General features: G+C 31.4%; 16 protein-coding genes. All 16 read right to left on the bottom strand.

All coding sequences use genetic code 11. From position 1 onward, the window contains the following. Positions 1–3: 3 nt before the first annotated feature. The 16 genes from C7447_RS09055 to C7447_RS08980 all read right to left on the bottom strand — a co-directional run bounded on the left by C7447_RS09055 (position 4) and on the right by C7447_RS08980 (position 14,443). Complete coding sequence (locus C7447_RS09055; protein ID WP_148870200.1) at positions 4–1,653, bottom strand: RluA family pseudouridine synthase; 1,650 nt, start codon at positions 1,651–1,653, stop codon at positions 4–6. Between the two features lie 81 nt (positions 1,654–1,734). Further along, positions 1,735–2,439: a heavy-metal-associated domain-containing protein gene (locus tag C7447_RS09050; RefSeq protein WP_148870199.1), complete on the bottom strand. Its 705-nt coding sequence runs from the start codon at positions 2,437–2,439 to the stop codon at positions 1,735–1,737. A gap of 2 nt (positions 2,440–2,441) precedes the next feature. Beyond that, positions 2,442–2,807, bottom strand: coding sequence for a heavy-metal-associated domain-containing protein (locus C7447_RS09045; RefSeq protein WP_148870198.1), 366 nt, complete (start codon positions 2,805–2,807; stop codon positions 2,442–2,444). Positions 2,808–2,860: 53 nt separating this feature from the next. After that, positions 2,861–5,089: a TonB-dependent receptor gene (locus C7447_RS09040; protein WP_148870197.1), complete on the bottom strand. Its 2,229-nt coding sequence runs from the start codon at positions 5,087–5,089 to the stop codon at positions 2,861–2,863. A gap of 70 nt (positions 5,090–5,159) precedes the next feature. Further along, positions 5,160–5,579 carry an HYC_CC_PP family protein gene (locus tag C7447_RS09035; protein ID WP_148870196.1) on the bottom strand — a complete coding sequence of 140 codons (420 nt, stop codon included), beginning with the start codon at positions 5,577–5,579 and terminating at the stop codon, positions 5,160–5,162. 40 nt (positions 5,580–5,619) lie between these two features. Then, positions 5,620–6,597, bottom strand: a complete 978-nt coding sequence (locus C7447_RS09030) for a polyprenyl synthetase family protein (protein ID WP_148870195.1) — start codon at positions 6,595–6,597, stop codon at positions 5,620–5,622. A gap of 71 nt (positions 6,598–6,668) precedes the next feature. Continuing rightward, positions 6,669–7,421: a hypothetical protein gene (locus C7447_RS09025; RefSeq protein ID WP_148870194.1), complete on the bottom strand. Its 753-nt coding sequence runs from the start codon at positions 7,419–7,421 to the stop codon at positions 6,669–6,671. Then, entirely contained in the window at positions 7,422–8,462 is a 1,041-nt protein-coding gene (rlmN, locus tag C7447_RS09020; protein ID WP_148870193.1) for a 23S rRNA (adenine(2503)-C(2))-methyltransferase RlmN, read from the bottom strand. 73 nt (positions 8,463–8,535) lie between these two features. After that, entirely contained in the window at positions 8,536–9,585 is a 1,050-nt protein-coding gene (gene queA / locus C7447_RS09015) for a tRNA preQ1(34) S-adenosylmethionine ribosyltransferase-isomerase QueA (RefSeq protein WP_148870192.1), read from the bottom strand. A gap of 100 nt (positions 9,586–9,685) precedes the next feature. Then, on the bottom strand, positions 9,686–10,915 hold the full coding sequence (locus tag C7447_RS09010) for a 3-phosphoshikimate 1-carboxyvinyltransferase (protein ID WP_148870191.1): 1,230 nt from the start codon (positions 10,913–10,915) through the stop codon (positions 9,686–9,688). A gap of 1 nt (position 10,916) precedes the next feature. Then, positions 10,917–11,165, bottom strand: coding sequence for a hypothetical protein (locus C7447_RS09005; protein WP_148870190.1), 249 nt, complete (start codon positions 11,163–11,165; stop codon positions 10,917–10,919). Position 11,166: 1 nt separating this feature from the next. Beyond that, positions 11,167–11,493, bottom strand: a complete 327-nt coding sequence (locus C7447_RS09000) for a nucleotide pyrophosphohydrolase (protein ID WP_148870189.1) — start codon at positions 11,491–11,493, stop codon at positions 11,167–11,169. A 39-nt stretch (positions 11,494–11,532) separates the two neighbouring features. Next, complete coding sequence (locus C7447_RS08995) at positions 11,533–12,744, bottom strand: MDR family MFS transporter (protein ID WP_148870188.1); 1,212 nt, start codon at positions 12,742–12,744, stop codon at positions 11,533–11,535. A gap of 358 nt (positions 12,745–13,102) precedes the next feature. Further along, positions 13,103–13,591, bottom strand: a complete 489-nt coding sequence (locus tag C7447_RS08990; RefSeq protein ID WP_148870187.1) for a hypothetical protein — start codon at positions 13,589–13,591, stop codon at positions 13,103–13,105. Positions 13,592–13,602: 11 nt separating this feature from the next. Further along, positions 13,603–13,863 (bottom strand): YodC family protein, encoded by a 261-nt coding sequence (locus tag C7447_RS08985; RefSeq protein ID WP_148870186.1) that lies wholly within the window; start codon positions 13,861–13,863, stop codon positions 13,603–13,605. Positions 13,864–13,966: 103 nt separating this feature from the next. Continuing rightward, positions 13,967–14,443: an Hsp20/alpha crystallin family protein gene (locus C7447_RS08980; RefSeq protein ID WP_148870185.1), complete on the bottom strand. Its 477-nt coding sequence runs from the start codon at positions 14,441–14,443 to the stop codon at positions 13,967–13,969. Positions 14,444–14,801: the final 358 nt, after the last annotated feature.

The raw sequence follows: 14,801 nt of genomic DNA, 5'->3' as shown, positions 1-14,801 counted from the left end.
ATTCTAAAATCCGCTTTCGCAAAAAAACTCAATTCTCTTTTCAGTAATTGGATGTGTAAACTCTAATTGTTCGGCGTGTAAATACAATCTATCTTTTGTTATTCCGTATAAATCATCACCAAAAATTCGTGTATTTAACCCTAAGTGATGTGCACAATGTACACGTAATTGATGTGTTCTTCCTGTCTCTGGGTATAAATAAACCTTTGTTTGGTTGTTTTTTCGCTCTATTACTTCATAACGAGTTAGTGCGGGTCTTCCGCTTTCAAAACATACCAATTGTCGAGGAAGATTATCATAATCTGCTCGTAAAGGTAAATTAATGGTTCCGCTGTTTTTTTTAATAATTCCATCGAGTATAGCCACATATCTTTTTTTAACCGTTCGGTCGGCAAATTGTTGTTGTAAGTGTTTATACACCTTAAATGTTTTTGCAATTACTAATAAACCAGATGTACCCATATCTAATCGATGAACCATCATTGGTCCTGTTGCATTGGGCACATATTTTTTTATGCGGGTATACACACTATCTTCGGTTTGTTTTCCTGGAACAGATAAAAACCGATAAGGTTTAACCACTACCAACAAATAATCATCTTCGTAAGGTATTTCTAATATAATATTATTTCTATTTTTTACAGGGTTTTTATCTACCTCTAAACCTTGTAACATAAACCCTAAAACAGGTTTACACTTACTTTTACATGCCGGATAAAATTGCTTGTGCGTTTTAATTTCTGAAACTGGTGATTTTCCCCACCAAAATTCAGCCATTGTAATGGGTCGTAAATTGTTTTGATAAGCAAATTGCAATAGTTTAGGAGCACAACATTCTCCTGTTCTTTCAGGGGGCTGAAAATATGTTTCCTTAAAAATTTCTATTAAGTTTTTTTGCTGATGTTGTGCGTTTAAAAATCGATAATTTTCGTGTAATTGTTCTTTTAATTGTGCAGAAAACGTTTTCTGTGTTGTTTTTAAAGCCGTTAATGGTTTTTTGAAATCAATTAACTCTTCTTGAAGCTTCTCTAACGTTGATTCCCAATCTTTCTTTAAACGTTTCAATTTAAAACTCTGGCGAACACTTTCTTTTTGCAACTCTTCTGAGAGCCTTAAAAAAGCATCATCTTTAAGTTTTTCTTTAGCTTCTTTACGTTTTACTTCACGCTTCTTTTTAGCTGTTTTAAGCACCTCTCTGAACGCATTAATTTCTTGTTCTTGCTGTTTTTTAGCTGTAGCGATTTTTATTTGTAAAGAAATATACAACTCATCTTTTTCAAAGGCTTCAATTTCTCGAGTAATTTGATTTAGTTTCTCTTCCCCTACTTTAAAAAAAACTTTCGGGTTTAAAGTGTCAAGTATTGGAGGAACAAATCCGTTTAGTAAGAAATTTTCATTAATACTTCCCGAAAAAGCGGTTATGTATGCGAGTTTTCCTTCAAGTGTTTTAACAATTAAAACTCCAAACATCTTTCCTAATTTATCGAAACCGCCTTTAAAATCGGTTTGATTTTCGAGGTAGTTCTGCACTTCTTCCGCAGCAATTTTACTTATTTTATGTGGTGTATATTGAAATGGATAGTTGAATTTTTGTGGTAATTCATCATCTATAGAAACATCTAAAAAGTGTATAAAAGTATTCGTAGAAAACATTTTACAAAGAACGTGAAATTACTTTATACAAAACCTCCCAAAGATAAGTTTAGGAGGCTTTTATGACTTGTTAATATTAGCTTATACTAACATTAAAATTGCCATTACCAACATTATGATATTTTCTATAAATGTTGCTTCTGTCATAGGCAAATTTAATGCAGTCCCTAAACATGCACATCTAATGGCTTTTTTATCTAAAAGTGTTTTTGTTACTCCAAAAGTTGTAACCCCTAAAATTAGTATTGTTGCAATTAATGCTATACCTACCTTAAAACGCAACAAAAACATTAACCCTAACGCTGTTTCAATAAAAGGATATATTTTAGCATACATAGGTACTTTTTTAGCTAACGGATCGTACATGCTGAAAGAATCTGGAAATCCTTTTAAGTCTAACATTTTAAAAAAGCTAAATACAATATAAAAAAGCCCCATAAAATCGAGCATAAAACCTTGCCAACTCCATTCTTTATAGTGTAATAACACACTTGCTGTTGTTATATAAAACAGAATTAAAAACAAAGGTTTGAGTTGCTGAAATTTACTTTTCTCCTCTTCTTTATTAACAACAATTGTTTCTTTTTTTAAACTAATCGTGTATTTAGAAGGTAATACTTTTTGTAAATCTTGCAAAGACACATGTTCGCTCATTTGTATTTCTACCTCTCCTTTTTCAAGGTTTATTTCAACACTATTTATACCTTCTACTTTTTCCAAATATTTTTTAACAGACGCCTTGCAGTTTTCACAAGTCATACCTTGAACATCATACAAATGTTTCATAACTATTTGTCTTTTTTGTTATGGTCTTCTATAATCTCTTCATCTCGATATCTACAACACGGATGTAAATTGTCATAATCTTCTTTCGTTGCTTTTATTTCTTTTGTATCATGACCTGCTTTTGCTAAATTTTCACAAACCATCGTTTTACTGGTTTTGCGTTCATCCATGATAACTGTTAGCCAATGAGATTCTACATCCCAATTGGCAAATTTTACTCCTTTGGTATTTAAAGCCGCTTTTTCAATACGTTTTTTACACATCATACAAACACCATCTACCTCTAAAGTTACCTTTGCGTTTTTCTTTTGTGCTTTTATTGAAAACACCATCAAAAAAACTGCTACTATTGTGAATATTTTTTTCATTTTTTTATTCTTTTTTATTATTCCTACAAAGGCAGGAATCTATTATTTTATGATTATTTTATTTTAAATCTAAATCCTGCATAATAACTACCTCCAAAAATAGGTCCATATATAATGGTACTATCAAAATTTGCTCCAAATGGATCATCACTTCCTAAGATAGGATTTTTCTGTTTATAATTTGTAATATTCTCTCCTCCAACATATATTTCAAATTTATCTGACAACACTTTCGTAATTTGAGTATTCAGCAGGCTATATCCTTTCGAAAAAGTTTCTAATGATCCATTTGTATTTGGTAAGCGCTGCTTACCAATAAAGTTATACGTTGCATCAAACTTCCATTGACTTCCATTTTCATTTTTGTGCGTTTCATATGAAGTATTGGCAAAAAATCGATGTTTTGGTTGAATTGGCTTCGATAAATTACCTGAAATATAATCGGTACTTACATCAAAATATTTATACGCTGTACGTACATCAACATGTTTTATCGGTTCGTAATTCAACTCTACCTGAAAACTATTAGCAATACTTTTTCCGTTTAAATCGTAAAATGATATTTCTTGTGGATTTTCCCAATCTACAACTACTTGGTTCGTGAAATTTGTTTGGTAAAAATCGAACGTAACATCTCCTTTTTTATCAAATAATCGGAAACCCTGTAAAAATGATACTCCATAATTCCAAGCGGTTTCTGGATTTAAACCGTAGATGTTTCCTCCAAAACTATTAATATTTATTGTTCTTGAAGAAGCAAATAATTGCTGATTTTCAGCAAAAATGTTAGCACTTCTTTTTCCTCTCCCTACTGAAGCTCGTAACACTCCTTTTTCCCACGGAACATAACGAGCATGTAAACGAGGAGTTACAAACGTTCCTAATAAATTATGATGATCTAAACGTAAACCTGCTGTTAAACTAAAGTTTTCGGTATTGTCATAAGCATATTCAAAAAAAGTTCCGATTGAGTTTTCATATCGTTTATAAACATCTACAACCACCAATTCATTATAATTATCATGTGTAAAACTTACTCCCGTTTTAAACTTATGTCGTGTATCTCCAATAATTGAGTTGAAAATGAAGTTTGAATACACACTTTGATGTTCTATATTATAATCTCTCAAACCGAAATACGACTCTTGATCATGGTTACTGTATGCTAATTGTAATCCCATACTTTGAAAAGGCAACTCAGGAAACACGTAACCCAATTTAGCAGAAGCATCTACTCGTTTTGTTTTAATTTCGCTACCCCAAGCATTAGTAGTTCCCTTATCAACATCTGGATTAAAATTGATTTGACCCGTTTGCTTTTCATCATTCATAAACCTGAAGTTTAAAAAACTTACCCAACCTGTTTTATTGTTAGCATATTGCCAACGATTCATTACGTTGATTTGATTTGCTAACGGAGCATCTAAAAAAGTATCGTTGTTTTTATCAAACTTCTCTCCTCGATAATTTCCATGTACATACAAACCAGTTTGCCACTTATCGTTTAGTTTCTGATTAAAATGCGTATTCAATTCCAAACGCCCGTTTAAATTTCCGTAACCATTTACAAAGAATTTATTATCAGTTGAAGGTTTTACTAACTCTGCATTTATTTGTCCGGAAATGCTCTCAAAACCATTTACAACACTTCCTGCTCCTTTCGTAATCTGAATACTTTCAACCCAAGTACCTGGAGTGAAAGTAAGTCCATAAACCTGTGAAGCACCACGAACCATTGGTATGTTTTCCTGTGCAATCATCAAATACGGACTGTTTAACCCCAACATTTGAATTTGTTTTGTCCCTGTTAATGCGTCCGAAAAACTCACATCGATTGACGGATTTGTTTCAAAGCTTTCCGCCAAATTGCAACAAGCCGCCTTTAATAGTTCATCACTATTAACAATAAACATATTCTGTGTTTCTAAATATGATTTTGCAGTTGCTTTTTTCTTTGCAGATATAGAAACCTCATCTAAAACACTTTCCTCCATTAAAAAGTAGTGAATTGGTTTTAAACTTTTCACTTCAATAGTATCGGTCTTAAAACCTACAAAACTTACCACCAGTTTTTTGTATTCAGGTTTATATGGAATCTCAAACCATCCTTTTTCGTTCGTAGTTCCACCTATCGTGGTGTTTAACCAATACACATTGGCTCCGAAAACACCTAAATTATCCTTCGAATTATTTTTATCCATAATCATTCCTTTATACGATTGTTGCGCGAATGAATGCATGAATATCAGTGTAAATACACTGAAAATTATATATTTTTTCATTATTTTTATATTATCATTAAAATTCTAAACACTATTTAAAAAGACGAAACGTCTTAAAAAAAGTGTAAAATCATATGATAAATACTTCGTGAAGTACCTGTATGTCGGTGACTAAATTAGGTGGTGAATAATCTTTGTGCGGAACAATTTGCTTTTCAAGGTCTTTAAACAAATTGTTATATGAAACAACAAAAGCAAGTGCAAATTGTTGTTGTTTTAAGTCGAATTTTTCTGTTGAAGTATTTTGAAAATCGTCTTGTCCTTCTATCTGCTGAATTTCATCTTTGCAGCATTTTTTCTTTTTTACTACAGAAAGAGCATCACAATCACCCTTACCCATTTCATCTGCACAGCCTTGAGCTTTTCCAAAATAAGAAACATTTACTAAAAAATCGCCACAAAAATGCTTCTCTATCGTTAAAGAAAACGTAGATAACAACACTAATAAGGCTAATGTAAACGATGATATTTTAGTGAAAATAGCTTTCATTTTAAGTTACAAAATTACGAAAAACAAATTTAACGAACTGTTAAATTTTACGTTCTACCACATAATCAATCATTTGCAATAAAGATTGTTTGTATTCTGAATCTGAGTAGTTTTCAAGAATTGCTAAAGCTTTATTCTTGTAGTTGTTCATTTTTGCAGTAGTATATTCTATACCTCCGTTCTCTTTTACGAAAGCAATTACTTCCTTAACGCGTTTTTTATCTTGATTATGGTTTTTGACAGAATTTATTAACCAACTTTTCTCTTTCGATGTGCAATTATTCAATGTATAAATGAGAGGAAGTGTCATTTTTTGCTCTTTAATATCGATACCTGTTGGTTTCCCTATTTTATCTTCTGTATAATCAAATAAATCATCTTTAATTTGGAAAGCTATCCCAATATACTCTCCAAACTTTCTCATTTGCTGAATCGTTTCGTTATTAGCACCAACAGATGCTGCACCAATACCACAACATGCTGCAATTAAGGTTGCTGTTTTTTGTCTAATAATTTCGAAGTAAATATCCTCAGTAATGTCAAGCTTTCTAGCTTTTTCAATTTGCAGTAACTCACCTTCACTCATTTCACGAACCGCGATAGAGATCAGTTTTAATAAATCGAAATCTTCATTATCAATAGATAGTAATAAACCTTTAGATAGTAGAAAATCTCCTACTAATACTGCTATTTTATTTTTCCAAAGTGCATTAATAGAGAAAAATCCACGACGACGGTTACTATCATCCACCACATCATCATGCACCAACGTTGCCGTGTGTATTAATTCAACGACAGAAGCACCTCTATAAGTACGTTCATCGAAACCGCCATCAGAAACCATTTTTGCCACCAGAAAAACAAACATTGGTCGCATTTGTTTCCCTTTTCTACGAACGATATAATAGGTAATCCTATTTAATAATGGAACTTTCGATAACATCGAATCTTTGAACTTAGTTTCAAAGAGTTCCATTTCTTTTGTAATAGGAAGTTTAATTTGCTCTACAGGTTTCATTTAAGCTAAACTGGTTCAATATCGAAAGTCAAAAGTAGAAAATATATTTTGATTGATTACTTTAAGAGGATTTAGTTTGTGATAGTTAATTGTCTAATATTTTTAAATCTTTTCCAAACTTCTTTATGCCTTCTTTTGTAGATAGACATTGTACCTCTATCTAAACCAAAATAGAAGAAACTAATTCCTGAAGGAGGGTTTGCACTTGGCAAAAAATCAAACTTACCATAGGCTGTACTTGGCCACACCCAACAATCTAACGAAGTTCCTACTATTTCTACTACAGCCACTATAAAATACATACTCAGATAAAACAACCGCTCTTTAGGATGCTTTCTTAATGAATAAAAGACTAAAAGAGTTAATACAAACCCAAAAACATCTTTCTTAAATACTAAAAATAAAAGTGAATATATTACTATACAAATAGTAATAAAAAGCTCTATTTGCTTACTATATGCCCTTACTTTTGATTTTCTAGAAAAAATATAAATTCCCAGAAAAACAACGGCATGACCAAAAGGAATATAATGAGGTATATTATGCAGTCGATAAGTATACATTCTCAATACTAAAGAAAATAAGTATTCTCCAATAACCCCAATAATTAATGCATATATAAGTTGTTCTCTTACTCTTCTTGTTCCTGTTTTAAAAAAATACAAATAAACAGCAATAACCAACACATTATTTAACCATTGTCCGTGTTCAAAATAGTTTTTGGAGAAAAAATCACTATCAAGAAAAAGGCCTAAAAAAATTATAATTAAAAGCCAACCTAATGTTTCTACCGTTTGTCCGAATAATGTTTTAGACAACTTCATTTATGACTTATTCGCTAATTGACCACAAGCAGCATCAATATCTTTTCCGCGTGAGCGACGAACATTCACCGTAATATCGTGCATTTCTAAATTTGAAATATAATTGTTAATTGCTAATGAACTTGCTTGTTGAAACTCGCCGTCGTCTATTGGATTGTATTCAATTAAATTTACTTTACAAGGAACATATTTACAAAAATCTACCAATGCTTTTATATCTTCTTTTCGATCATTTATTCCTCCCCAAACAATATACTCATAAGTGATTTTTCGTTTGGTTTTAGCATACCAATACTCTAATGCTTCGCGTAAATCATCTAAAGGAAAAGTTGCATTAAAAGGCATGATAGATGTACGAACCTCATCAATAGCAGAATGTAATGAAACTGCTAAATTGAATTTTACCTCGTCATCTGCCATTTTTTTAATAATTTTTGGCACGCCAGAAGTTGAAACCGTAATTCGTTTTGGAGACATTCCTAAGCCTTCTTCCGAAGTTATTTTATCTATTGCCTTTATAACATTGTTATAGTTCATTAAAGGCTCTCCCATACCCATAAAAACTATATTTGAAAGCTTATGATTATGGTATAATCTACTTTGTTGATCGATTGCAACCACTTGATCGTAAATTTCATCAGGATTTAAATTACGCATTCTTTTTAAACGCGCTGTCGCACAGAACTTACAATCTAAACTACACCCTACTTGACTTGAAACACAAGCGGTCGTTCTTGTTGGTGTGGGAATTAAAACCGATTCTACAATTAATCCGTCATGCAATTTAATCGCGTTTTTAATGGTACCATCATTACTACGTTGCATCGCATCTACTTCGATATGATTAATAACAAAGTGTTCATCTAACATCTCACGAGTAGCTTTAGAAAGACTCGTCATATCATCAAAAGAATGTACCGCTTTATGCCAAAGCCATTCATATACTTGATTTCCTCGAAAAGCTTTATCGCCATTTTCTACAAAAAAATCTCGTAGTTGATCTTTGGTTAATGCCCGTATGTCTTTCTTTTTAGGTTTCATTGTATTCAAAAGTATGAAAAAACCTCACAGTAAATACAGCTGTGAGGTTCTTAATTTTATTTAAGCATGTTAATTAGATAATTAACATTGCGTCTCCATAAGAGTAAAATTTATATTTCTCTTTAACTGCTTCTTTATACGCTTCCATTATAAAATCGTACCCTGCAAAAGCAGCTGTCATCATTAACAAAGTAGATTTTGGTGTATGAAAATTTGTTACCATACAGTTTGCAATACTAAAATCGTATGGAGGAAAAATAAATTTGTTCGTCCAACCATCATAGGCATTCAAACGATGATTTGCAGAAACTGATGATTCTACAGTACGCATCACTGTTGTACCTACTGCACAAACTCTACGCTTTTTATTTATAGCATTGTTAATAACGTTAGCAGATTCTTCTGGTATAATAATTTGCTCAGAATCCATTTTATGTTTTGATAAATCTTCAACCTCTACTGGGTTAAAAGTACCTAAACCTACATGTAAAGTCATTTCTGCAAACTCTACTCCTTTAATTTCTAAACGCTTCATTAAGTGTTTAGAAAAGTGTAATCCTGCAGTTGGCGCAGCTACAGCGCCTTCATTTTTCGCGAAAATTGTTTGATAACGTTCTTCGTCTTCTGGTTCTACCCCACGTTTAATGTATTTTGGTAATGGTGTTTCACCAAGCTCTAATAATTTTTTTCTAAACTCCTCGTAAGAACCATCGTATAAAAAACGTAATGTTCTTCCTCTAGATGTTGTATTGTCAATAACTTCAGCTACCAAACTATCATCATCCCCAAAAAACAATTTATTTCCAATTCTTATTTTACGCGCTGGATCTACCAACACATCCCATAGTCTATTTTCTGCATTTAACTCACGTAATAAAAACACTTCGATTCTTGCTCCAGTTTTTTCCTTATTCCCATACATACGAGCAGGAAAAACCTTTGTATTATTTAACATCATTACATCGCCTTCGTCGAAGTAATCAATCAAATCTTTAAATTGCTTATGTTCAATAGTTTGCTCTTTACGATTCAACACCATTAAACGTGCCTCGTCTCTGTGTTCTGATGGATATTCTGCCAACAATTCTGCTGGCAATTCAAAGTCAAATTGAGATAATTTCATTTAGTCTATATTATATTTTACGTAGGTTAAATCTAACCTTGTCTTTTCAACGGGGGCAAATATACGATTTCGAAATAGGCGTTGTCAAGCGTTTTGGGGTTTATTTTATCTTTGCTTGTTGAATACCAACTTTTTGAAAATCTTCCCAAAAGTTTCGATATGATTTTGTTACTACCTCAGCATCTAAAATTATTATAGCTTTTTTTATAGCTAACGGAGCAAAAGCCATTGCCATTCGATGATCGTTATAAGTTGCTATCAAAACATTTTTTTTAATTTCTTTAGATTCTTTTAGACACAAGCTTTCGTCAGTAACCGAAATATCAGCGCCTAATTTTGTAAGCTCTGTTTTTAACGCTTCTAAACGATCGGTTTCTTTAATTTTAAGTGTGTGTAAACCAGACAAATTACAAGAAACTCCTAACCCGAAGCAAGTAACTGCTATGGTTTGTGCGATATCAGGAGCATTTTTTAAATCTAACACCAACGTTTCTTTATGATGTCTTGCATTTTTCTTTAAATGAATTGTGTTTTTTTCAAACGTAGTTTCTACCCCAAAATGTTCATAAATATCTGCTAAACAATGATCTCCTTGTAAACTCTCCTTTTTATACGCTGATAATGTAATTTCAGAACTCACTTCACTCAACGCAATCAACGAATAAAAATAGGAAGCTGAACTCCAATCTGCTTCAACCAAAATAGTGTGTCTTTCGGTTTTACCTTTTGGTTTGATTGTAATTTTACTTTCTTCAAAATTTGCCTCTATTCCTATTTGGTGAAGCAAACTCAAGGTCATTTTTATGTAGGGGATAGAGGTGATTTTTCCGACCAAATTAATTTCTAAGCCGTTTGGTAAACTTGGTGCAATCAATAGCAACGCAGAAATGTATTGACTACTCACATTTCCATTTATTGATACTTTACTTTTTGAAAATTCTTTTCCGCTAATTTTTAATGGCGGGTAACCCTCTTTTTCTACATACTCGATATCAGCACCTAAATCATGTAACGCATCTACCAAAATTTGAATTGGACGATTGTGCATTCGGTCAGAGCCACGTAAAACTTTTGTTTTGCCTTTTTGTGAAGCAAAAAATGCGGTTAAAAAACGCATTGCGGTTCCTGCATGACCAATATCTACAGCTTCTTCATCTGAAGTTAACGCATGTTGTAAATGGACAGTATCATCTGAATTCGACAAGTTATCAATAGAAATTTCCGGAAATAATTGCTGTAAAATTAACAAACGATTCGATTCACTTTTTGAGCCTGAAATCGTAATATTTTCTCCTGATTTTAAAACGCTTTTATTTAATTGTAAATCCAAATTACTTCATGTTTTTATTGGTTATATACATTCCATACCCTAAACTAATTACTATTTTAATGAGCCAAAAACGAATCCATTTTTGATTTGCAAAATTTGCTTGATATACTGTTTCAAAATCTCCTGATATGATTGCTTTTCCATTATTCATAAATAAAATAATAATGGTTACAATGATGAAAAAAGGCAATCCTACTTTTAAAACATTTATCCAGAATTCTTTTTGTTGAAACTTATGTAATAAAGACATCTTATTTTAATTTTTCGTTATTATGATGACGATCGTGATCTCGTTTTGTTTTTAAATCTAACTTCTTCTCAAAAGCTTCTTGTAAATTAACTCCTGTTTGGTTTGCTAAACATAAAACGACAAACATAACATCTGCCAATTCTTCTCCTAAATCTTTGTTTTTATCGCTTTCTTTTTCACTTTGTTCTCCGTAACGACGTGCTATAATTCGAGCTACTTCACCAACCTCTTCTGTTAATTGCGCCATATTGGTTAGCTCATTAAAATAACGAACTCCGTGAGTTTTTATCCAATTATCTACTTCTTTTTGTGCGTTTTTTATATCCATCTTGCAAGAATTTCTATTTAAATAAGACTTCAAAGATAACTATTCACTTTTAGTTTCGTTTACTAACATTTTTCTTAAAACAAGCATACAGACTCCACTTAGTAATGCTAATCCGAAAATAATATACCAAGTTTTATCAAATCCAATTTTACTAATAAGTTGCATGCCAGAATTATGTCCAAAAATATGCGCTACAGAAAAAGAAATACTATACAAAGCCATATATTCTCCTTGATTTCCTCTTTTTGCTCGATCCATTGCAAAAGCGTTTGAAAACGGAAATGCAATCATTTCCCCTATCGTCATTAACAACATTCCTATTACTAAAACACCTCCCCAAGAAGTAAGATTTAACACCAAAAAACTAGATGCTAATAAAATACCTCCAAAAAACATCAAGCCAATTTTAGTATATTTTGCACTTTCAAGCCATTTTATTAATGGCATTTCTAGTAAAAAAATTACAAAGCCATTTATTCCCATTAATAAACCTATCTCCAATTCTGATAAATGATGTATTTCTTTATAATACAGAGGCATGCTCGAAAAATACTGTAAGAATACAATTCCAAACAACATCATGGCAATAAGAAAAATCCAAAAGGCTTTATCTGTATATACTGAAATAGGATTCTCTACTTTAAAACTATCCAATACTTTTGCTTTCTTCGGATGCAAAACATTTAACAATAAAACAGACGCCAAAACACAAGTAATACCATCTACCCAAAATAAACCATTGTAACCTAAAGAAGTAATGATGCCCCCTCCTACAGCAGGTCCTGCAGAAAAACCTAAGTTAATTGCCAAACGAATTAAGGTTACCGAACGTGTTTTATTTTCGGGTTTACTATACGAACTCAATGCTACAAACATGGCAGGACGAAACATATCGGCCACTAACATGAGCACAAAAATAGAGGCACAAAACCCTTCAAATGTAGTTACATATTGTAGTAATACAAACAATAAACCTGTTAGCGATAAGCTACCCAACATCACTTTATAGTAACCAATTTTGTCTGTTAATTTTCCTCCTAACCATGATCCTACTACAGAACCTAGCCCGAAGAAAGACATAATCCATCCCACATCTATTAGAGAAAATTCTAGACTTTGTGTTAGGTATAATGATAAAAACGGAATTACCATCGTACCTGCACGATTGATGAGTGTGATGAGCGAAAGCCACCAAACTTCTCTTGATAAACCTCGAAATGTATTAAGATAATTTAGATAAAGTTGTTTCATAAATAGTAGTTTGTTTAGTTGTGTAAAAATGAAAAGTCCGACTTAACAGCCGGACTTTTTACAATTGTATAATTTTATATCATCATAACATTTATACATTAAAAGCCCAACAGTACGGTGATTTAACCACCGACTTGCATTGCTTATATGTATAAATGTTTTTCATTTTATGCTAAATTCTATACAAACATATAGAAAATATCTGGAAGTTGTATTGTTAAATTTGTTTTGCTTTTTAATTTATTTTCTGATAACTTACCTATCAGTGAATACTCACAATTAAAACAGATGGGTATTATATTACTCGTTGTGTGTAATGCAACAAAACCGAACTCACAAGAAAAAAGACGAAAACTATTTAGTTTTCGTCTTCAGGTTTAATAAATTCTGACTGATATTTTTTTAAAAATTTCTTCTCCCTTGCAATCATTTGTTGTCTTATTTTGTCAATATTCATAAAATCTGAACCAAAATCACTTCCGAAAAAATCGTTGTTAAAGAAACGTTTGCTAAAAAGTGAATCTTGAGAAAAAATATCTTCAAACCCTTGATTTTCAAATTTCGAAAAATTTGTAAAAAATCTTGATTTTAAAGATTCCATCAAACTATCACGCTCTGAGGATGACAGGTTATTGAACGTATTATTAGAAGACCAAGAATAAATACTGTCATATCTAATTAAATTTTTGTTTTCATCATATTCTCGATCAACTTTCCAAAAACCTTTAGGTTGTTCTACTAACTTTCCTTCACTTTCTTTTGTTTCCGTACTTTTTGTTTTATTCTTTTGTCCGTTGCTACTAACGCTTAACAAGCCAACAAAGAATAATAAAATATATTTTTTCATCACTTTAGATATTAAGTTAAATTTAGTCTAGGGGTTGTTAAAAGTATTTTGAACAAACCACCAGTTTCTATCATCTTAATCAATTTATTTTGATGAAACACTGCTGTTTTTCGGTCACCATTTTTATACCAAACACATTCCAAATAATTGTCATTATCAACCAAACCAAGTATTGATTTTTTTTTTGGAACATATTTGAGAACTTGCATTTTTGGTGCAATAAGTTTCCCTTTAACTTTTACCCAATCTCCAGGTTTAAACTTTCTTGGCATCACATTATAATTTTAAATCATTAAACACTTGTAGGAGTATAGTGAAGACCGATTTCTCGGTCCACTTCTATACACACATCATCTAAAAATTTAGTGAATTCAATTATGAAATCTTAATGCTTCTAACTGGCTTTTGTTTCGCCTCTTCTTTTTTCGGTAAAAGAATATTTAAAATGCCTTCATTATAGTTAGCATTAATTTTTTCATCATTTACACTTTCTGGAAGTGTAAAAGTTCTTTTAAATGAAGAGTAACCAAACTCTCTACGAGTATAATTTCCTTCTTTGTGTTCATTTTCTTCCTTTGTCTCAGTAAAAATTGATAATACTTGATTGTCAATTTCAATATGGAAATCTGATTTTTTTAGACCTGGAACTGCCATTTCAACCATAAAAGCGTCGGCAGTTTCTTTGATGTTTACTTTTGGCAAAGTAATTCCAGTATTGAAATTTGAAGTGAATACTGATGGTAGATCTCTATTAAAGATATCATCTAACCAATTTGACAAAGTTAAGAAGTTGGCATTTGAATTTGTGTTTGCTAAACTTCCGTTTTTAGGAACACTAACTAAATTGCTCATAATTACAAAATTTTAAATTAAACATTATTTCAAATTTGAAATCCTTATTGATTTCGATATAACTAAAACAAAAAAAATACCAGAATGGATAAATCGTATTTTTAAGCAAAAATTTCTGTCTAATTTTCAGAATAATTATCATTTTTTACTTAAACAAATGTCATATTGACATTTTTAATATTTAAGATTTATCTAAATAAAGAAAAATAATACTGAATCAAAAAATTGCAAGGGAGAAGAAATTGAGTAAAGTACAACACACAACAAAGAACTGAGGTAAAAAACAAGTAAATTTTACACTTTTTTAAACCAAAGTACTTTTATAATTTGCATCATAAGGCAATCCGCTTTTTACAAT

Source organism: Tenacibaculum adriaticum, from assembly GCF_008124875.1.
Lineage (GTDB): Bacteria > Bacteroidota > Bacteroidia > Flavobacteriales > Flavobacteriaceae > Polaribacter > Polaribacter adriaticus.
The sequence above is the reverse complement of the archived record's forward strand: the minus strand, read 5'-3'. Positions and strand labels throughout refer to the sequence as shown.